Consider the following 18,668-nt stretch of genomic DNA (forward strand, 5'->3'; position numbering starts at 1 on the left):
CATGAGGGAAATGACATGAATATTTTTTTATTCGATCATATGAAGCGCGCCCGCCGTTCGCTCCCCGCGATGGTGATTTCTCTGGCCCTAGCGGCACTGGGTCTCGGCGTCGCAGGCCAGGTGTACGCACAGGGCGATGGCGCTATCAAGGACCCCGAGCGGACCCGCTACTACGAGCTGTACAAAGGCAAGCGCGTAGTGTTCGTGCCCGTTTTCATGGGCCTGGATCTGACCGAGGCCTGGTCCAAGATCATGAGCCTGCAGGCCAAGCGGCTCGGTTACCAGTATGAGGTCCGCAACGCCAATTTCGACACGTCGGCCGGAGTGCAGATCCTCACGCAGCTGCTCAACGAAAACCCCAAGCCTGATGTCGTCGTGGTGCATAACCCCGACGTCACGTCCTATGCCAAGATCGAGAAAAAACTCGAAGAGGCCGGCGTGTCCGTCGTGCAGCTGAACATGAAGAGCCTGACAATGACGACGGGGTTCGCAGGCGGCGATGCCACCATCATCGGCGAGATGCAGGCGCAGGCGGTTGTCAAGCACTGCGGGCCCGATACTTCGCGCGAGGTGCTGATCCTCAATGGCCCCACCACCGCGCCGTGGACGGTCTATTTGCAGACTGGCTACAACAATGTGTTCAGCAAGAATCCCGACATCAAGATCGTGGCTCGCCAGTCGGTCGGCAATTATGAATCGTCCAAGGCGAAATCGATCACCGAAGTGACCTTGAAGCAGTACCCGGACCTGTGCGCCGTCATCGGCGTGTGGGATATCCCGGACCTGGGGACGGCTGCGGCAATTGCCCAGGAAGGCAAGACCGGCAAGGTGTTCCTGTCGTCCAACGGAGGTTTCAGCGATTACGCCTGCAAGGCCATCCGGGACGGACGGTTCGACAACTACATCAGCTTTGATGTGCCCGGCCAGGGGCGGGACGTGAACAACCTGATCCAGATGGCGCTGCAGAACCCCGACAGGCCCGGCAAGCTCAAGGTGGCGCTGTATTCCCCTCTGACTGAAATCACCAAGGCGAATGTGGACCAGAGCGCCTGCTGGACGCTGGATTCGGTGCATCAGTAAGCGTGCCGCAGGTGCCCGCGAGCAAGCACGACCTTCGAACCTCATGGGGATGACCGAAGAAGCATGGATACGATAAAAAAACTCCGATACCGATACTGGCCGGACAGGGCGATCGGCGAACTCCTGGCGAAGCAGTGGATGGAGACCGCCGTTCCATTGATCGTGCTGTTGGCCGTGCTGGCCGCATTTGCCTCCGTGGTCGACAACTTCCTGACCCTCAGTTCCATTTCGGTGCTGTTGCGGGAAGCCAGCGAGATCGGCTTTATCGTATTCGGCATGACCCTGGTGCTGATCGTGGGCGGCATCGATCTGAGCGTCGGATCGATGTATGCGATCTGCAATGTGCTGGTGCTGTACCTGGTGCATGTGCAGGAATGGCCCGCTTACCTGGCGATCGGAGCCACCTTGCTGTGCGGTGCGATGATGGGCGCGGTCAATGGGGTGCTGATCGGCTACCTGAAACTGCGTGCTTTCCTGACCACCCTGGTGACGCTGATCGTCTTTCGGGCCATCTTCAATCTGATCCAGTTCAACTGGGCCGTGGAAATCGCCTCCACCATCCCAGAATCTGATCTCTGGGATATGCTGGGCAATGGCGTGTTTCTGGGATTGCCGGTCGCGACCTGGATCTTCATCGGCGTGGCCCTCCTGTTCCATGTCTTTCTGACGCGGATGCGGGGCGGGTGGCACATGATAGCAGTGGGCGGGTCGCGGCGTTCAGCCTACAACTCAGGGTTGCCCGTGAACCGGATCGCCGCTTCGGCGTATGTGGCCTCGGGCATCTTTACCGCGATCGCCGCCGTGCTGTTCGGAGCCCGGGTGGACAGCAGCAGCGCGGATACGGGGCTGGCCCTTGAGATTGTCGTGCTTGCCGCGGCCCTGCTGGGCGGCATTCGCCTGGGAGGCGGCAAAGGCTCTGTCGCGAAGGCGGTCCTGGGGACCCTGATCGTCCTGATCGTGACCAACAGCCTGCGTGGCCTGTCGGTGCCGGCCGGCTACATCCGGATCACGCTGGCGTGCATCATGATTGCGGCGGTGACCCTGGACATCCGCTGGTTCAAGAACCGGGGCAAGGCGTTGCGCGAGCTGTATGTCAGCCCCGGCTACCTGGCGCTGCCGCCGGCGCCCGGCACCGACGCGCAGTCTGCCTCGCCCTATGCCATCAATGACAAGTTCGGCGATATCGAGCTGATCGGCCTGAAGAGAGTGGAGTCCCCCGAGGACGTGATCCTGGACGAGAACGATCATCTGTACTGCGGGACGCGTCATGGAGACATCATGCGGTTCTTTGCGCCGGACTATCAGCGCATGGAACTGTACGCCCATATCGGCGGACAGCCTCTGGGTATGGCATTCGACAAGGGGGGCAATCTGTATGTCTGTGTCGGCGGCATGGGGCTGTACCGCGTCAACCGCAGCGACCGGTCCGTCGAGAAGGCCACGGACGAAACCGGCCGGTCGCTGCTATCGGTGGTCGATGACAGTCGCCTGCGCTTGGCCGACGACCTGGACATCGCTCCCGACGGACGGATCTTCTTTTCCGAGGCGACCGTGCGGTATGAGATGCATGAATGGCCAATCGACAGTCTGGAAGGCCGGGGCAATGGCCGGATCATCTGTTATGACCCGAGCACGGGGCGCACGCACACAGCGGTGAAGAATCTGGTGTTCCCGAATGGCGTATGCATAGCGGCGGACGGACAATCCCTGCTGTTTGCCGAAAGCTGGGCGTGCCGTATCAGCCGCTACTGGTTTGACGGGCCCAAAAAGGGCGCAGTCGAAGTGCTCATCCCGGATTTGCCGGGTTATCCGGACAATATCAATCGTGCCTCCGACGGGAATTACTGGGTCGCCATCATGGGGATGCGCAGTCCCGTGTTCGATCTGGCCATGCGCTCGCCCGCCTTCCGCCGCCGCATGGTCAAACAGCTGGGGCAGGACGAATGGCTGGCGCCCAATATCAACGTGGGGTGCGTGATCAAGGTCGATGAAAACGGCCGGATCCTTGAATCCTATTGGGATCGCAGAGGGGAAAACCATCCCATGATCACTTCCATGCGCGAGCATCGCGGTTATCTGTACCTGGGCGGCATCTCCAACAACCGGATCGGCCGGTACAAGCTGGAGAATGCGGATCCGAATTTCATGCAACATGGCATCGAACGGGCCTGAAGACATGTTTAAGAAACTGAAGCGTGCACATGACCGGTTTTTTGGGGAGGGGGAGGCGGACACCTCCGTGCCTGTTTTCGACGGGGCGCTCAAGCCCAACGGCCTCCTGGAGTCGGCCCCGGTCTTTCTGGAGCGTCCCGGGCTGGAGGACATGGCGGTCGCCGCCGACGGGCGGCTGGCGCTGGCGTGCGGCACCGAGGTGCTGCGGCTCGGTCCCGGCGCGGCGGTCGAGACGATCGCCCGGATGCCTTCACCCGTGCAGGCGCTGGCGGCCTTCCGGGACGGCCTGGCGGTGGCGACGGAGGCGGGGGTGACGTTCGTGTCCGGCGGACTGGACGGGCAACACGTCCCGCCGCCGGAGAATGCGCCGATGCGTTGCGTCAATGCGTTGTGCGAAGGGGCCGACGGCAGCCTGCTGATCAGCGAGGGTTCGCGCGCCACGGCGTATGAGCACTGGTCGGAGGATCTGCTGTCCCACGGCCGGACAGGTCGTGTCCTCGAATACTGGCCCGAGTCCGGGGACTGTCGCGTGCGCGCCCGGGGACTGGCCTATTGCTATGGCGTCTGCCAAGGCGCTCGGGGCATTCTCGTCTCCGAAAGCTGGGCGCACCGGGTGCGCGGCATCGACGGGGAGGAGGCGCACCACGGTCTGAGTGAGATCCCCGGTTATCCGTCCCGGATGGCGCCAGCCTCGGATGGGGGATTCTGGCTGACGGTCTTCGCGCCCAGAACCCAGTTGCTGGAATTCGTCCTGCGCGAGGATGCATTCAGGATGGAGATGATGCGCACGATCGAGCCCTGCTATTGGGTCGCGCCGGCGCTCAGTTCCGGGGCCGATTTCCTCGAACCCTTGCAACAGGGCAGCGTGCGCCAGATGGGGATTCTCAAGCCCTGGGCACCGCCCAGGTCATATGGCCTGGTCCTGCGCCTGTCCGCCGACCTGGACCCGCTGTATTCCTTGCACAGTCGCGTCGGTGGCCGACATCACGGCATCACGGCCGCCCTGGAATTCGAGGGTCATTTGCTGGCGCTTTCCAAGGGCTCAGGCCGCATTCTGCGGGTTCCGCTTTCTGCGTTTGACGAACAGGACTGACGATATGGCACCGATACTGGAACTACGGCAGGCGACCAAGCGCTATGGGGGGGTCCCGGCCATCGATGGTGTTGATTTCACCCTGATGAAGGGAGAAATCCATGCCTTGTGCGGCGAGAATGGCGCCGGCAAGTCCACTCTGACCAAGGTCATGGCCGGCGTGGTCGATCTGAGCGCGGGCGAAATGTGGTTGGATGGCCAGCGCGTCTCGTTCCGCAATCCCGTCGATGCCTTGTCCGCGGGCGTGGCGATGGTCTTCCAGGAAACCAGTCTGGTGCCGACCATGACGGTTGGACAGAACCTGTTTCTGGGCAAAGAAAAATTCGTCAATCGCCTGCGCGCGATCTACATCGCCGCCCAGCAGCTTCTGCAGTCGCTCAATTTCAATGTGGATCCGACGCACATGGTGGCCAATCTGGGCGCGGCCCAGAAGCAGATGGTCGAGATCGCGCGCGCCGTGCTGCATGACGCCCGTGTCATCATCTTCGATGAGCCCACGGCCACGCTGACCCCGGAGGAGAAGCGGTATTTCTTCGATCTGGTCCGCAACCTGAAATCCAGGGGCGTGTCCATCATCTTCATCTCTCATGCGCTCGAAGAGGCGCTGGAGCTGTCCGACCGGATCACGGTCATGCGCGATGGCAAACATATCGTCACGGACGACACCGCCCATTTCGACCGCGACCAGATCGTGCGGGCCATGGTCGGGCGCGATCTGACGAGCACGCTGTATGGCAAGAAGACAACGCTCAGGCGTGCCGGCAAGCGTGTCCTGAGCGTGCAGAACCTGCGCATGGGCACGCTGGTCCGGAATACGTCCTTTTCGGTGTTCGCCGGACAGATCACGGGCGTATTCGGTTTGATCGGTTCCGGCCGGACCGAGACGTTCAAGGTGGTGGCCGGTGTGCTCAAGCGGGACTACACCCATGGCGGCAAGGTGATTTTCAAGGACCGACCGGTTCGGTACCGGGTGCCCGCGCCGGCGATCGCCGCGGGGATCGCCTATATCACGGAGGACCGCAAGGTCGATGGTTTTTTCGAGACCATGGCGATTTCCCGCAATATCTATACAGGGCTCCTGGCAAAGCGGCAGGGCCGGCAGCAACTGACGCATGTCGCCGAGGAAAAGGCCATCGGCGCCGACTGGAAGCAGCGGCTCAATATCCGGGCCGTGACGGAAGGGGCGCGCGTGATCGAGCTGTCGGGGGGCAATCAGCAGAAAGTGGTGATCGCCAAATCGCTGATCCAGAGTCCCGAGCTGATCATTTTCGATGAACCGACTCGCGGTGTGGATGTCGGGGCTGTGGCGGAGATTCATGCGCTCATCCGCAATCTGGCCGACCAGGGGCTTGCCGTGGTCGTGATTTCATCCTATCTGCCTGAGATCATGATGCTGTCGGACCGGATTCTGGTGTCCCGCCAGGGGCGGATCGTGGAGGAATTCACGAACCAGGACGTCACCGAGGAAGAAATCATGTACGCTTCGATCCATTAGGCGCAACAGGCCCTGGAGGCGGTCGTCGCTTCGGGCCGTCCGCTCCAGGCCAGCCGCGCCACCGAGTCCGGTCCGCACCAGACCAGGGCGTTCTGCCCGAAGCGGCGCGCCAGCCCGAGTCCCTCGCGCAGCGACAGCCCTGGAATCCACAGGCTGGGTTCGTCGGGCCACTGGCCCAGTGGATCGAGTCCCAGGCCCGTCAGCCAGGTCAGGCCTGTTCGTTCGATGGCCCTGCGCAGCGCGCGCATGCGGCGGACGTTGGCGGCGGGCCGCAGACGGCGGCTGCGCGGGTTGCAGGCGGTCAGGAACACGCCGCCTTGCGGGAACCGCGTGGACAGTGCCGGATGCGACCGTCCGATCTGCAGAACGATGGGTGGATCCGTGTCGATGCGGTAGCGCGCGGTTCGATAGGCGACGTCCAGGGGACGGCTGTCCGGTGCCATGCCGGATCAGCCCGCCAGCACCCGGTGGCGGTGGCAATCCGTGGTGTGGTCCATCAGACAGCCAATCGCCTGCAGGTAGGACTGGCAGATGGTCGGGCCGACAAAGGTGAAACCGCGTTGTTTCAAGAGGCGGCTCAGCGCCTCGGCCTCGGGACCGGTCACGGGGACGTCCTGGGAGACGGCGTAGCGGTGGATCAGGGGGCGATCACCGACGACCGACCAGACCAGGCCGACCGGGTCCGGCAGCGCCAGCCAGGCGCGGGCATTGGCGCCCGCAGCGCGCAGTTTGAGCCGGTTGCGGATGATGGAGGCGTCCTGCATGCGGTCCTGAACCCAGGCCTCGTCGGTGCGGGACAGCGCCTCGGGATCGAAATCCAGCAGGGCGGCGCGCAGAGCCTCCCGGCGGCGCAGGATGGTGAGCCAGGACAGGCCCGCCTGGAAGCCCTCCAGGATCAGCATCTCGAACAGGTGCCCGGGATCGCGCGAGGGGACGCCCCATTCGGTGTCGTGATAGCGCACGTACAACGGATCATCGGAGCACCAGCTGCAGCGCACGACATCCGCTGTCGTGCGTGCGGGGCCGGAAATGGACGCGGAGCGGGAATCAGGCGCGGAGGTCGGCATGGGCGTTCGGGCACGGTGCGCTTGCGGGGGGCGGATCATGCCGGATCTGCGTGCCGATCAGCGCCGCCGGCCGCCAACCAGGGAACCCAGCAGGCCGCGCACCAGTTGATTGGCGGCGTTGCGCACCATGCTCTTGGCGACCGACTGCACCATCCCCTCGCGGTGTCCACCGCGCGGTCCGACAGAGCCGAACAGGAAGTCGCTCAGGGCGCCGGTGATGCCATCGTCCTGGGTCGCCGATGTCCCAGCGGTTCTGGCCGCGCCGGCCGTCGCGCCGGCAGCGCCCGCATTGCCCGCGGATTCGGCAGCGCCCGATTGCACCCGCTGCAGCAGGATCTCGTAGGCGGACTCGCGGTCGACCGTCTGTTCGTATTTGCCGACCAGCGGGGAGGCCGTCTTGATGGCCTGGCGCTCGGCCTCTGTCGCGGGACCGATGCGGCTGCCGGGCGCATACATCCAGACGCGTTGCGTGGGGGATGGCTGACCCTTGGGGTCGAGCATGGACACCAGGGCCTCGCCCACGGCGAGCTCGGTGATGGCCGCTTCGATGTCCAGCCCGATGTTGGAGCGCATGGTCTGGGCTGCAGTCTTGACGGCTTTCTGGTCGCGAGGCGTGAAAGCGCGCAAGGCATGCTGCACGCGATGGCCCAGCTGGCCCAGCACGGTATCGGGGATATCGGTCGGATTCTGGCTGACGAAATAGACCCCCACCCCCTTGGAGCGGATCAGGCGCACGACCTGTTCGATTTTCTCGAGCAGAGCGTCGGGCGCATCCTTGAACAGCAGATGGGCTTCGTCGAAGAAGAAAACGAGCTTGGGCTTTTCCGGGTCGCCGACCTCGGGCAGGCGCTCGTAGAGATCGGCCAGCATCCACAGCAGGAAGACGGCATACAGGCGCGGCGACTGCATCAGCCGGTCGGCCGCCAGGATGTTGACCATGCCGCGCCCCTGCGTGTCGGTGCGCATCCAGTCGAAGACGTCCAGCATGGGCTCGCCGAAGAAAATGTCGGCGCCCTCGGATTCCAGGCGCAGGAGGCTGCGCTGAATGGCGCCGATGGAGGCCGAGGACACCTGGCCATAGCGGGTGCGCAGGTCTGCGGCGTGGTCGGCCACGTATTGCAGCATGGAGCGCAGGTCCTTCAGGTCCAGGATCAGAAGGCCCTCGTCGTCGGCGACGCGGAACGCCAGGGTCAGCACGCCTTCCTGGGTATCGTTCAGGTCCAGCATGCGCGCCAGCAGCAGCGGCCCCAGGTCGGACACCGTGGCGCGGATCGGGTGGCCCTGCTCACCGAAAATATCCCAGAGCGTGGTCGGGCTGCCGCCCCAGGCGGGTTCGGGCAGGCCCAGATCGGCCAGCCGCTTGGTCAGCTTGGGGGATGGAGCGCCCGCTTGCGAGATGCCGGTGAGATCGCCCTTGACGTCGGCCATGAAGACCGGCGTGCCGATGCGGGAGAACGATTCGGCCAGGATCTGCAGGGTGATGGTCTTGCCGGTGCCGGTGGCGCCGGTGATACAGCCGTGACGATTGGCCAGCTGTGGCAGCAGGGCCACCTGGGCATTGGCGTTGCGGGCGATGATCAGAGGGTCTGCCATGGAGGCTCCGGAGAAGGGAACGGAATCAGAATACTCGAATATGGGCGGGGCCGGGCTGCAGATGGCCGATGCAGGCCGCCTGGGCAAAGCCGTCGGCATGCAGCCGGGCGAGGACCTCGTCCACGGCCTCGGGCGCGCAGGCGGCCAGCAGGCCCCCCGAGGTCTGCGGATCGGTCAACAGCGCCTGAGCCTCGTCGGGCAGGTGCGCATCCAGGGTGGTTTCGGCCTGGCAGGCGGCCCAATTGCGCGCGGACGCGCCGGTGCGGATGCCTGCGCGGGCCAGATCCAGGGCGGGCGCGAGCCAGGGCAGGTCGGCATAGGCGACCTCGGCGCGCAGGCCCGCGCCCCGGCACATTTCCAGCGTGTGGCCCAGCAGACCAAAGCCGGTCACGTCGGTCAGGGCGTGCACGGCGTCGAGCTCGGCCAGCTGCGCACCCGGCGTATTCAGCCGGGTGGTGCTGTCGATCATGGCCTGGTAACCCCGGGTATCGAGACGGTCTTTTTTCAGGGCGGCCGACAGGATGCCCACCCCCAGCGGTTTGCTCAGGATCAGCGCATCGCCCGCCCGGGCGCGGTCATTGCGCTTGATCCTGTCGGGATGGGCCAGGCCGATGACAGCCAGGCCGTAGATCGGCTCCACGGAGTCGATCGAGTGGCCGCCCGCGATCGGGATGCCCGCCTGCTGGCAGACCGAGGCGCCACCCGCCAGGATGGCGGCAATGGTGTCGTGCGGCAGCACGTTGATCGGCATGCCGACCAGGGCCAGTGCCAGGATCGGGCGTCCTCCCATGGCGTAGACATCCGACAGTGCGTTGGTCGCGGCGATGCGGCCGAAGTCGCGCGGATCGTCCACGATGGGCATGAAAAAATCGGTCGTGGCGATCAGCGCCTGCTTGTCGTTGATCCGGTAGACGGCCGCATCGTCGGACGATTGCGTGCCCACCAGCAGGTCGGGAAAGGCGTCGGCAGGCAGGGCGTCGCGCATCAGGCGCGCGAGCACGTCCGGGGCGATCTTGCAGCCGCACCCGCCGCCGTGGGACAGGGCGGTCAGGCGGGGGGGCGGGGCCATGGAGGGAGCCTGGGTGTTCATCATGCGGAAAGGTCCGGGGAATCGGTCAGTATGCCTGACGCCGGGGCTGGCATGCGCAGTTGTTCGATCAGGGCGCGGGCCTGCGCATGGCCGTCGGCGGCGGTAGGATCGTAGTGGAATGTTGTGGCCTGAGCCAGGTCGGTGTAATGGGAATTGCTGCTGCGCCGGTAGGCGGGATCGTAATGAGTTTCCACGAGGGCCTGAAACAGGTCGGCGCGCCGGTCGGCGGCGATCAGGGCCTGCCAGTCGCGGATCGTCTGGCGGCTGTGCAGGCCGATCAGCCGTTCCAGCGTTTGGCCAAAGTCGTCCGGCGCATCGAACAGATGCGCATAGTCTTGCAGCAGGAACGCGATTCGCTGCGGCAGCGCCGCCTGCACACGGACGCAGTGGCCTGTGTGCATGGCGCGCAACAAGGCATCGGGCAGGCCCACCTGGCCGATGCGCCGGCTTTCGGCTTCGACGAAGACGGGCCGGGCCGGATCCAGCGTCTCGATGGCCTGGAGCAGGGCGGATTCGAAACCGCGCTGGCTGGGCTGCGGCGTATCCGGCAGCGAGCCCAGCAGCGAGCCTCGATGGCGGGCCAGGCCCTCCAGGTCCAGAATCTGGGCGCCGGCGGCACCCAGCGATTGCAGCAGGCGGGTCTTGCCCGACCCCGTCGGGCCGGTCAGTATGATGCAGTTCAGACGGGCTGGCCGCGCGGCCAGCCCGTCCATCACATGACGGCGCCAGGTCTTGTAGCCGCCGTCGAGCTGGCGCGCGCGCCAGCCGATCAGGTTGAACCAGGTGGTCATGGAACCCGAGCGCTTGCCGCCGCGCCAGCAGTAGATCAGCGGCCGCCAGTTGCGCGGCCGGTCGGCGAAGATCGTCTCGAGATAGTCGGCGATGTGGCGGGCGACGAGCGCGGCGCCCAGCCGCGTCGCCTTGAACGGCGATTCCTGGGCGTACATCGTTCCGATCAGGACACGTTCCTCGTTGCTGAGCACGGGCGCATTCAGCGCGCCGGGGAGATGGTCGTCCTCGTACTCGGCCGGCGTACGCACGTCGATGATGTCGTCGAACTGGTCCAGGGCGTCCAGGCCGCAGCGCTGAGATCCGTTGGGATGCGATGTGGGATTCATGGCGGGGATTGTAAATCCGCCAGGGGGAGAATGGCCGTGCCGGCCGGCCGGATCCGTGGTGGGTGCTGAGGGGTTCGAACCCCCGACCTACGCCGTGTAAAGGCGCCGCTCTACCACCTGAGCTAAGCACCCGGATGCCGGTCTGGACGTCCCCGGCGGGTCGCCGGGGGCAGAGGCGCATTATATCGGGGGGCGTGGGGAGCGGCAATTCGGCGCGTGGGGGCGGGCATTCAGCTTGCGCCGGTTTGCGCGGAGGCCGGCGCGCCGGGTTCCGGATCGTGACGCGGCGGGTCGATGCGTTCGATGTTGCCCAGCAGCAGCGCGCGGCCTGCAAAGGTGCCGCCGGCTGTCTCCAGCGCGAAGCGCTCGGTGTCCCGGCTGCGGACTTCGCTGATCAGGGCGTCGGCTTCCTGGTCTGTGGCGCCCAGGACCCGGACCGCCTGGCGTCCCATCGCCAGGGCCGACTCGAATGTCTCGCGCACCACGTGGTCGGCATCCCGCCGGACGAGCTCCAGCGCATGCTCGCGGTCGAAGGCGCGGACGATCAGCTGGCTCTGGGGACATTCTCGCTTTATGTTTTCGACGATGCGCGTGGCGGCGGCCTGATCGTTCACACAGACCAGGATGACGCGGGCATGCCTGGCGCCGGCGGCCTGCAGCACGTCAGTGCGCGCGCCGTCGCCGAAATAGACCTTGAAACCGTAGCGTGCGGCATTGCGGATCACATCGGGATCGTTGTCGATGATGGACAGCTCGGCGCCCCGGGCCAGCGGTCCCTGGCTGGCAATCTGTCCCATGCGGCCAAAGCCGATGATGAGCGCGTTGCCCCGCAGATCGTGCGCCGTCTCCACGCCGTCGAGCGATGCGGCTTCGGCGCGCGCGAAGCGCTTGCGGGTCATCACCACGAGCGGGGTGATGGCCATCGAGAGCACGATGATCGCCGTCATGTTGGCGTTGACCTCCGGACTGATGACCGTGAGCCTGAGTGCTTCGGCAAACAGCACGAATGCGAATTCTCCGCCCTGGGCCATCAGCGTGGCGCGATCGATGGCGTCACCGTGGCTGCTGCCGGCCAGTCGCGCCACCAGATAGATGCACAGCGCTTTCGCGAGCATCAATGCAACCACCCCGAGACCGATCAGTAGCCAGTTGTGCGCCACGACGTCCAGGTCGAGCGTCATGCCCACGCCCAGGAAGAACAATCCCAGCAGCAGTCCGCGGAAGGGCTCGATATCGGCCTCCAACTGGTGGCGGAAGGAGGATTCCGACAGCAGCACGCCGGCGACGAACGCGCCCATGGCCATGGACAGGCCGCCGAGTTCCATCAGCAGGGCGGCCCCCAGCACGACCAGCAGGGCGGCCGCCGTCATGACTTCGCGCGCCTTGGATTTGGCCAGGATGCGGAACATGGGGTTGAGCAGCCACAGCCCCGCCACCACCAGTGCGCCCAGAGAGAGCAGGGCAGTGCCTGCGCGTTGCCAGAGGGGGGCGGCCGTGGTGGCCGACACGGCATCGGGCGGCGCGAGAAAGGCGACCACCGCCAGCAGCGGCACGATCAGCAGGTCTTCGAACAGCAGGATCGAGACGATGCGCTGGCCGTGCGGTGTCTGGATGTCGCTGCGTTCGGCGAGCACCTGCATGACGATGGCGGTGGAGGTGAGCACGAACCCCGCGCCGCTGACGAACGACACTTGCCACGAAAAACCAAAGGCCATCCCCACGACCGTCAGCAAAAGGGCGCACACCACGACCTGCAGGCTGCCGAGGCCGAAGATCTGCCCGCGCAGGTTCCACAGGTGTGACGGCTTCATCTCGAGCCCGATGATGAACAGGAACATCACCACGCCGAGTTCGGCCACGTGGAGAATGGTCGAAGCATCGGTGACCAGGGTCAGGCCGTAGGGGCCGATGGCCAGTCCGGCCGCCAGATAGCCCAGGACCGATCCCAGGCCGATGCGCTTGAACAGCGGCACGGCGACGACCGCGGCCCCCAGCAGTGTCACCATGCCGATCAGCTGGCCCGGATCTCCTTCCGTTGCCATCGTCTTGCTCCTTTGTGATGAAGACCGGTCTGTGCGGGTCAAACAAAAAAGGCCACCGGTGATGCGGTGGCCTTTTGGGTGAAGCACAAGATTACTTGGCGTTCACGGCATCCTTCAGGGCCTTGCCGGGGCGGAATTTCGGCACGCGGGCTTTCTTGATCTTGATTTCTGCGCCGGTGCGCGGGTTGCGGCCGGTGCGGGCAGCGCGTTCGGACACGGCAAAGGTGCCAAAGCCGACCAGGGTGACCGAGCCCTTTTTCTTGAGGGTGGTCTTCACGGCGCCCACGAAGGCTTCCAGGGCGCGACCTACGTCAGCCTTGGAGAGATCGGTCTTGGAGGAAATATGCTCGATCAGCTCGGTCTTATTCATTGATGAAATACCCCTGAGGTTTATTTTGGCCTGGCGGACGATCCGTCAGGCGTTTGATGGAAATGGTCTGTCTCAGCCCGATCGATCCGGTGTTCGTGACTGTGTGACAGCAGGATTCCAGACGGTTCGAAGGCTAAGCCGTATTAAGCCTTCGAAAGTCTGGAGTGTCAAGAACAAGTCACTGGAAAGCCGCGTGTTTCCTGACTTTTGTTGAAAATCCGAGGACTGTATACGGGTATACCCCATACCTGAAATCAGCCCGCTGTAATGTCGAGCGCCCGGGAGAAATCGCCGATCAGATCGGCTTCGTCCTCGATCCCGACCGAGATGCGCAGGAATCCATCCGGAATTCCCATCAGTGCGCGGCGTTCAGGCCCCATTTCATAGTAAATGGTGTGCGCGGCGGGCAGCACGAGCGTGCGATTGTCCCCCAAGTGGGTGGCCAGGGCGACCACGCGCAGGCGGTTCAGGCAGTCGAAGACATCCACATGGTCGTGCAGCTCCACACCCAGCAGGCCGCCGAAGCGGTTGCCGAACCATTGCGCAGCGCGTGTGTGCTGAGGGTGGCTGGCCAAGCCGGGATAGTGGACCCGGCTCACCAGCGGGTGCGTCTCCAGGAAGCGCGCCAGCGCCAGGGCGTTGGCGCAGATGCGGTCCATGCGCAGCGCCATGGTCTCGGCGCCGGCGGCAAGGCGGTGGGCCACGTCCGAAGACAGCGTGCCGCCCATATCGCGCAGTCCCTTTTTCTTGATTTGAAGCAGACCCCAGGTACGGGGATCGCCCTTGCGGTACTGCTCATGGATATGAGGAAAATCAGTCCAGTCGTACAGCCCGGTCTGGGTGACGGCGCCGCCCAGGGCGTTGCCATGTCCGCCGATATGCTTGGACAGGGAATTGATCACCAGGGAGGCGCCAAAGTCCAGGCTGGGCGCCAGATAGGGCGAGGATAGTGTGCTGTCGACCACATAGACCAGTTTGTGCGCTTGACACAGGTCGCCGATGGCTTTCAGGTCGGCAATCTGGGTGCCGGGGTTGGCGATGGTCTCGACGAAGACCATGCGGGTGTTCGGCCGCAGCGCCGCTTCGACCTGGGCGGCATCGGTCGCATCCACCAGGCTCAGTTCCACGCCGAAGTTCTCCAGCGTCATCAGCAGACTGTTGGTGTTGCCGAAAATGTACTTGCTGGCGATCAGATGGTCGCCCTGACGCAGCAGGGCGAAAAACGTGGCGTTCAATGCGGCCATGCCTGTGGCAAAGGCGACCGTGGCCTGCGCGCGCTCCATGTCCGTGATCTTGGCTTCCAGCGAGGCCGTGGTCGGCGTGCCCTGGCGGGCATAGGTGTAGCCGGCCTTGCCCTGGAATACGGCGGCCAGTTCGCGGGCGTCGGTGTAGGCGTATTCAGTGGACGGGTGGATGGGCTGGTGGATGGCGCCGTGTTCCAGCTGGGCGCGATGATCGGCATGGATGAGCCGGGTGGTGAAGCCTTGATCGGACATGGGAAAGCAGTGTGGTTGGTGACGTGATGGAGAAAAGGCCAAGGACACGGCCCAGGCGGGTGAGTCCGCCAGGACATGATGCGGCCGGACCGGACATTATGCGCTTTTTTGCCGCCGGGCCGGGGCACTCAGGCGGGCGCCAGCCGCTGGCGCACGGTTTCGTACAGGCAGACGGCGCTGGCGACGCTGACGTTCAGGCTTTCGACCGAGCCCCGCATGGGGATGGACACGAGTTCGTCGCAGGTCTCGCGGGTCAGACGCCGCATGCCTTCGCCCTCGGCGCCCATGACCCAGGCCATGGGCCGTCTCGCGTCGACCTGATGCAGACTGTGTGTGGCGGCATCGTCGGTGCCCACCAGCCAGACGTCGCGTTCGCGCAGGGCGCGCAGAGTGCGCGCCAGGTTCGTGATCGTCAGATAGGGGACGGTGTCGGCCGCGCCGCAGGCCACGCGCTGGGCGGTTGCGTTCAGCCCGACGGCGCGATCCTTGGGGGAGATGACGGCATGCACACCCGCAGCGTCGGCCGTGCGCAGGCAGGCGCCCAGATTGTGCGGGTCGGTGACGCCGTCGAGCACCAGCAGCAGCGCCGGTTCGTTGCGGTCCTCGAGGGCATCCAGAACCTCATCGACCGAAACGGCCAGTGGCCGGGGGCGCGCCAGCGCCACGATGCCTTGATGACGCACGCCGCGTGCCAGGCCTTCCAGGCGCTGAGCGTCGGCTGCGTGCCAGCGCACGTTCACGGCTTCCAGTTGTTCGATGCAGCGCTGCATCCGCGCGTCCTGGCGCGTCGTGTCCAGATAGACGTCGCGGATGGAGTCCGGGGCGTGGCGCAGGCGCGCCTGCACGGCGTGGAAACCGGCCAGGATTTGTTGAGATGACATGGTATGAAGCAGTTGTCAGGGGTGAGTGTCAGGGTCCGCCGCCTGCAACGGCGGACCTGTCTGGCATTGTAGTGCGGGTGGCAGTTGCGTCGCTGCCGGCCGGCTCAGGACCGCCGCTTGCGCGGGGTTTCCTTGCGCGCAGCGCGCTTGGCGTCGGCTCGCCGCTGCCGGGCTGTGGTGCCACGCAGGGCAGCCGGCTTGGCGCTTGCCGCCTTTTTGTGTGAGCGTGCGGCAGGGCGAGGCTCGCCTTCGATTTCGGCCTGCAACGATTTGAAGTTCTCGCCCTTGACTGGCCGGAAGTCGATGCGACGGGCCTCCAGGTCCACGCGGGAGACCTGCACCTGCAAGGTATCGCCCAGCTGGTACCGCAGGCCGGTGCGCTCGCCGCGCAATTCGTTCTGGGCCTCGTTGTACTGGAAATAGTCGCCGCCGAGTTCGGAGATGTGCACCAGTCCTTCGACGTAGAGTGTGTCCAGCGTGACGAACACGCCGAAACTGGTGACGCTGCTGATCCTGCCGCTGAAGACCTCGCCCACGTGTTCGCGCACGAACCAGCATTTGAGCCAGGCTTCGACGTCGCGCGAGGCTTCGTCGGCGCGGCGCTCGCGTGAGGACAGCAACGCGCCCAGGGCTTCCCAGGCGTCGTGTTCGCGGATTTTGGCGGGCAGGCCGGGATCGGCCGGCTGGCCCGGCAGCACTGGCGGTTGATAGCGGCGCTTGTGCAGGAGGCCCCGGATCACCCGATGCACCAGCAGATCGGGATAGCGCCGGATGGGCGAGGTGAAATGCGCGTAGTGGGCGTAAGCCAGGCCAAAGTGGCCTGTCTGTTCCGGGCTGTAGATGGCCTGTTGCATCGAGCGCAGGCACATCGTCTGGATCGCGGCGAAATCGGGTCGCGCCCGGCTGGCCTGGATCAGGCGGGCATAGTCCGCAGTCGTGGGGTCGTCGCCGCCCTCCAGCGTCAGGCTCAGGTGGCGCAGGAATTCACGCAGGGTCTGCAGTTTTTCCGGGGTCGGGCCGTCATGCACGCGGAACAGCGTCTGCGCCTTGTTGCGCACGATGAAGTCTGCGGCACAGGTGTTGGCCGCCAGCATGCATTCCTCGATCAGGCGATGGGCGTCGTTGCGCGCGTAGGGCTCGATGCGTTCGATGCGGCCCAGGGGATTGCAGACGATGCGGGTCTCGACCGTGTCGAAGTCGATGGCGCCTCGCTTGCGTCGCGCTTGCGCAAAGGCCTGGAACAGATCGTAGGCCGTCTGGACATGAGACAGCAGGTCGCCCAGATTCTGGGCGGCGGGCCCGGTGGGTTGTTGCAGCGCCGCCCAGATGTCGGTGTAGGTGGTGCGGGCGTGGGAATGAATGACGGCTTCGTAGAATTGATAGGCGGTGACGGTGCCGGCCTTGGCGCCGCCGGCCGGGATCATCATGTCGCACACCATCACCAGACGGTCCACGTCCGGATTCAGCGAGCAGAGGCCGTTGGACAGGGCCTCGGGCAGCATGGGGATGACGCGGCGCGGGAAATATACGCTGGTGCCCCGGTCGAGGGCATCCTCGTCCAGCGCCGAGTCGGGCCGTACATAGTGGCTGACGTCGGCAATGGCGACCAGCAGCCGCCAGCCGGGCCGCGCGCGCTTGGCCGTCCCCAGATCGGCCGGCATGCAAAAGACGGCATCGTCGAAGTCGCGGGCATCCTCGCCGTCGATGGTGATGAAGGGCACATCGCGCAAGTCCACGCGTCCGGCCCGATCGGCTGCGCGGACATGATCGGGGAAGGACGCGAGCTGGCGGCGCGTGGCATCGGAAAATTCCACCGGCACGTCGAACTTGCGCACGGCGATCTCGATTTCCATGCCGGGATCGTCGATTTCGCCCAGCACCTCGGTGACGCGGCCCAACGGTTGGATATGACTGGCCGGCTGGCGCAGGATCTGCACCGTGACCACCTGGCCGGGTTCGGCGCCCCCGGTATCCTGGGGCGCGATCAGGATGTCGTGCTTGATCCGCTGGTCTTCGGGCGCGACGATGAAGGCGCCATGTTCCTTGAGGAACCGGCCGACCAGTTTGAGGGTGCGCCGTTCGATGACCTCGACGATGGCGCCTTCCGGGCGGCCGCGGAATTCGCCGGTTTCTTTGACGCGGACCCGGTCGCCATGCAGGACCTTGGCCATTTCGTGGGGCGACAGGAACAGGTCCTGGCCGCCCTCATCGGGGATCAGGAAGCCAAAGCCGTCCCGATGTCCTTGAATGACGCCGCTGATGAAGGACGTGTTGTTGCGGATTTGCAACCTTCCTTGAGGGTTGTAGCGCAGCTGGCCGTCGCGTTCCATGGCTTTGATCCGACGGATGAATCCCGCGGACAGCGGGATGGCGGCATGGGTGGCGTCGGCCAGCGCCTCCGGGGACAAGGGTTTGCCGGCTTTGCGCAGGGTGTCCAGCACCTGTTCGCGGGTGGGGACGTCGGGGTCGAAGTCGGAAGGGAGGCTATTCGCTGGCAGGGAGGAAGCGTCGCGGTTATTGTCGTTGTTGGTTCGCTTTTTCAAAGGCTGTTTGCATCCAAAAAAATTGTGTTGTATAGTTCTTTTCTCGCTGAACGACGCGCCAGAAACGCGGTGAGCGGCGAAAACAATAGCATACACGTTATGCTGTGCCCAGGTGGCGGAATTGGTAGACGCGCATGGTTCAGGTCCATGTGCCGCAAGGTGTGGAGGTTCGAGTCCTCTCCTGGGCACCACTTCTCTTTATCGGGAAGTCCAATTCAGTACGATGTCCTCCGACATCGAAAAGCAAGCGGCAGGCTCTACCCCATTAACGGGGGATGGGCATTCATCAGACACGGTTGATGACACCGCTCCAACAGCATTGAGCCAAGACTCTCATGCGGTAATTCTCAAAGTTCCTGAAGCCGTACGCTCTGCGCGAGCAGCACCTCGTGCCCTACCTGAACCTGCTCCGCCCCTGCCTGTTTCCCGAGCAGACGATCGATGCCAAAGGCAAGATCCGCACCACCTACCCTCAAGCGCTCGTGCGAACTCCGCTGGAGAAGCTGCACAGCCTGCCGGCGCGCGCCCGGGGGCTCAAGCCCGGTATCACCCTACAGAGCCTGCTCATCGAGGCGCGGGCCATGAGTGATAATGAAGCCGCCGAGCAGCTGCAAAAGGCCCGCTCGGC

14 protein-coding genes, 2 tRNA genes and 1 pseudogene are annotated in these 18,668 nt (G+C 64.8%); 6 read left to right on the plus strand and 11 right to left on the minus strand.

Going from position 1 to position 18,668, the window contains the following annotated elements; translation table 11 throughout:
• Positions 1-15: 15 nt before the first annotated feature.
• The 4 genes from ACK5JE_RS02480 to ACK5JE_RS02495 all read left to right on the plus strand — a co-directional run bounded on the left by ACK5JE_RS02480 (position 16) and on the right by ACK5JE_RS02495 (position 5,840).
• Positions 16-1,080 (plus strand): sugar ABC transporter substrate-binding protein, encoded by a 1,065-nt coding sequence (locus ACK5JE_RS02480; RefSeq protein WP_416800138.1) that lies wholly within the window; start codon positions 16-18, stop codon positions 1,078-1,080.
• A gap of 63 nt (positions 1,081-1,143) precedes the next feature.
• Positions 1,144-3,252 carry an ABC transporter permease gene (locus tag ACK5JE_RS02485; protein ID WP_416800139.1) on the plus strand — a complete coding sequence of 703 codons (2,109 nt, stop codon included), beginning with the start codon at positions 1,144-1,146 and terminating at the stop codon, positions 3,250-3,252.
• Between the two features lie 67 nt (positions 3,253-3,319).
• The gene (locus ACK5JE_RS02490; RefSeq protein ID WP_416800140.1) at positions 3,320-4,345 is read left to right on the plus strand and encodes a strictosidine synthase; all 1,026 of its coding nucleotides are present in this window, start codon (positions 3,320-3,322) and stop codon (positions 4,343-4,345) included.
• Between the two features lie 4 nt (positions 4,346-4,349).
• Positions 4,350-5,840, plus strand: a complete 1,491-nt coding sequence (locus ACK5JE_RS02495) for a sugar ABC transporter ATP-binding protein (RefSeq protein ID WP_416800141.1) — start codon at positions 4,350-4,352, stop codon at positions 5,838-5,840.
• Here the strand turns inward: ACK5JE_RS02495 and ACK5JE_RS02500 are convergent.
• The 11 genes from ACK5JE_RS02500 to rnr all read right to left on the minus strand — a co-directional run bounded on the left by ACK5JE_RS02500 (position 5,837) and on the right by rnr (position 18,040).
• Positions 5,837-6,283 carry a DUF3293 domain-containing protein gene (locus ACK5JE_RS02500; RefSeq protein WP_416800142.1) on the minus strand — a complete coding sequence of 149 codons (447 nt, stop codon included), beginning with the start codon at positions 6,281-6,283 and terminating at the stop codon, positions 5,837-5,839. The genes ACK5JE_RS02495 and ACK5JE_RS02500 overlap by 4 nt on opposite strands.
• Positions 6,284-6,289: 6 nt before the next feature.
• Entirely contained in the window at positions 6,290-6,907 is a 618-nt protein-coding gene (locus ACK5JE_RS02505) for a DNA-3-methyladenine glycosylase I (protein ID WP_416800143.1), read from the minus strand.
• A 57-nt stretch (positions 6,908-6,964) separates the two neighbouring features.
• The gene (locus tag ACK5JE_RS02510; protein WP_416800144.1) at positions 6,965-8,500 is read right to left on the minus strand and encodes a helicase HerA-like C-terminal domain-containing protein; all 1,536 of its coding nucleotides are present in this window, start codon (positions 8,498-8,500) and stop codon (positions 6,965-6,967) included.
• 25 nt (positions 8,501-8,525) lie between these two features.
• Positions 8,526-9,593: a selenide, water dikinase SelD gene (gene selD, locus ACK5JE_RS02515; RefSeq protein WP_416800145.1), complete on the minus strand. Its 1,068-nt coding sequence runs from the start codon at positions 9,591-9,593 to the stop codon at positions 8,526-8,528.
• On the minus strand, positions 9,590-10,708 hold the full coding sequence (gene mnmH / locus ACK5JE_RS02520; protein WP_416800146.1) for a tRNA 2-selenouridine(34) synthase MnmH: 1,119 nt from the start codon (positions 10,706-10,708) through the stop codon (positions 9,590-9,592). The genes selD and mnmH overlap by 4 nt, the downstream gene beginning before the upstream one ends.
• A 56-nt stretch (positions 10,709-10,764) precedes the next feature.
• Positions 10,765-10,840, minus strand: a tRNA-Val gene (locus ACK5JE_RS02525).
• Positions 10,841-10,938: 98 nt separating this feature from the next.
• Entirely contained in the window at positions 10,939-12,750 is a 1,812-nt protein-coding gene (locus ACK5JE_RS02530; protein ID WP_416800147.1) for a monovalent cation:proton antiporter-2 (CPA2) family protein, read from the minus strand.
• A 91-nt stretch (positions 12,751-12,841) separates the two neighbouring features.
• On the minus strand, positions 12,842-13,120 hold the full coding sequence (locus ACK5JE_RS02535; RefSeq protein WP_416800148.1) for an HU family DNA-binding protein: 279 nt from the start codon (positions 13,118-13,120) through the stop codon (positions 12,842-12,844).
• A 254-nt stretch (positions 13,121-13,374) separates the two neighbouring features.
• Positions 13,375-14,616, minus strand: coding sequence for a cystathionine gamma-synthase family protein (locus tag ACK5JE_RS02540; RefSeq protein ID WP_416800149.1), 1,242 nt, complete (start codon positions 14,614-14,616; stop codon positions 13,375-13,377).
• Between the two features lie 128 nt (positions 14,617-14,744).
• On the minus strand, positions 14,745-15,497 hold the full coding sequence (gene rlmB / locus ACK5JE_RS02545) for a 23S rRNA (guanosine(2251)-2'-O)-methyltransferase RlmB (RefSeq protein WP_416800150.1): 753 nt from the start codon (positions 15,495-15,497) through the stop codon (positions 14,745-14,747).
• Between the two features lie 104 nt (positions 15,498-15,601).
• Positions 15,602-18,040 carry a ribonuclease R gene (rnr, locus tag ACK5JE_RS02550; RefSeq protein WP_416800151.1) on the minus strand — a complete coding sequence of 813 codons (2,439 nt, stop codon included), beginning with the start codon at positions 18,038-18,040 and terminating at the stop codon, positions 15,602-15,604.
• 106 nt (positions 18,041-18,146) lie between these two features.
• Here rnr and ACK5JE_RS02555 point away from each other — a divergent pair.
• Together ACK5JE_RS02555 and ACK5JE_RS02560 are read left to right on the plus strand one after the other, a co-directional pair.
• Positions 18,147-18,231, plus strand: a tRNA-Leu gene (locus ACK5JE_RS02555).
• Positions 18,232-18,429: 198 nt separating this feature from the next.
• Positions 18,430-18,668 (plus strand): annotated as a pseudogene (locus ACK5JE_RS02560) (integrase); the annotation flags it as partial.

The organism is Castellaniella sp. (assembly GCF_047971665.1).
Lineage (GTDB): Bacteria > Pseudomonadota > Gammaproteobacteria > Burkholderiales > Burkholderiaceae_B > Castellaniella.

Bases quoted from the DNA above. Each gene is read 5' to 3' on its own strand.
- ACK5JE_RS02480 (WP_416800138.1), top strand. From the start codon at position 16: ATGAATATTTTTTTATTCGATCATATGAAGCGCGCCCGCCGTTCGCTC.
- ACK5JE_RS02485 (WP_416800139.1), top strand. From the start codon at position 1,144: ATGGATACGATAAAAAAACTCCGATACCGATACTGGCCGGACAGGGCG.
- ACK5JE_RS02495 (WP_416800141.1), top strand. From the start codon at position 4,350: ATGGCACCGATACTGGAACTACGGCAGGCGACCAAGCGCTATGGGGGG.
- ACK5JE_RS02500 (WP_416800142.1), bottom strand. From the start codon at position 6,283: ATGGCACCGGACAGCCGTCCCCTGGACGTCGCCTATCGAACCGCGCGC.
- ACK5JE_RS02505 (WP_416800143.1), bottom strand. From the start codon at position 6,907: ATGCCGACCTCCGCGCCTGATTCCCGCTCCGCGTCCATTTCCGGCCCC.
- ACK5JE_RS02510 (WP_416800144.1), bottom strand. From the start codon at position 8,500: ATGGCAGACCCTCTGATCATCGCCCGCAACGCCAATGCCCAGGTGGCC.
- selD (WP_416800145.1), bottom strand. From the start codon at position 9,593: ATGATGAACACCCAGGCTCCCTCCATGGCCCCGCCCCCCCGCCTGACC.
- mnmH (WP_416800146.1), bottom strand. From the start codon at position 10,708: ATGAATCCCACATCGCATCCCAACGGATCTCAGCGCTGCGGCCTGGAC.
- ACK5JE_RS02530 (WP_416800147.1), bottom strand. From the start codon at position 12,750: ATGGCAACGGAAGGAGATCCGGGCCAGCTGATCGGCATGGTGACACTG.
- ACK5JE_RS02535 (WP_416800148.1), bottom strand. From the start codon at position 13,120: ATGAATAAGACCGAGCTGATCGAGCATATTTCCTCCAAGACCGATCTC.
- ACK5JE_RS02540 (WP_416800149.1), bottom strand. From the start codon at position 14,616: ATGTCCGATCAAGGCTTCACCACCCGGCTCATCCATGCCGATCATCGC.
- rlmB (WP_416800150.1), bottom strand. From the start codon at position 15,497: ATGTCATCTCAACAAATCCTGGCCGGTTTCCACGCCGTGCAGGCGCGC.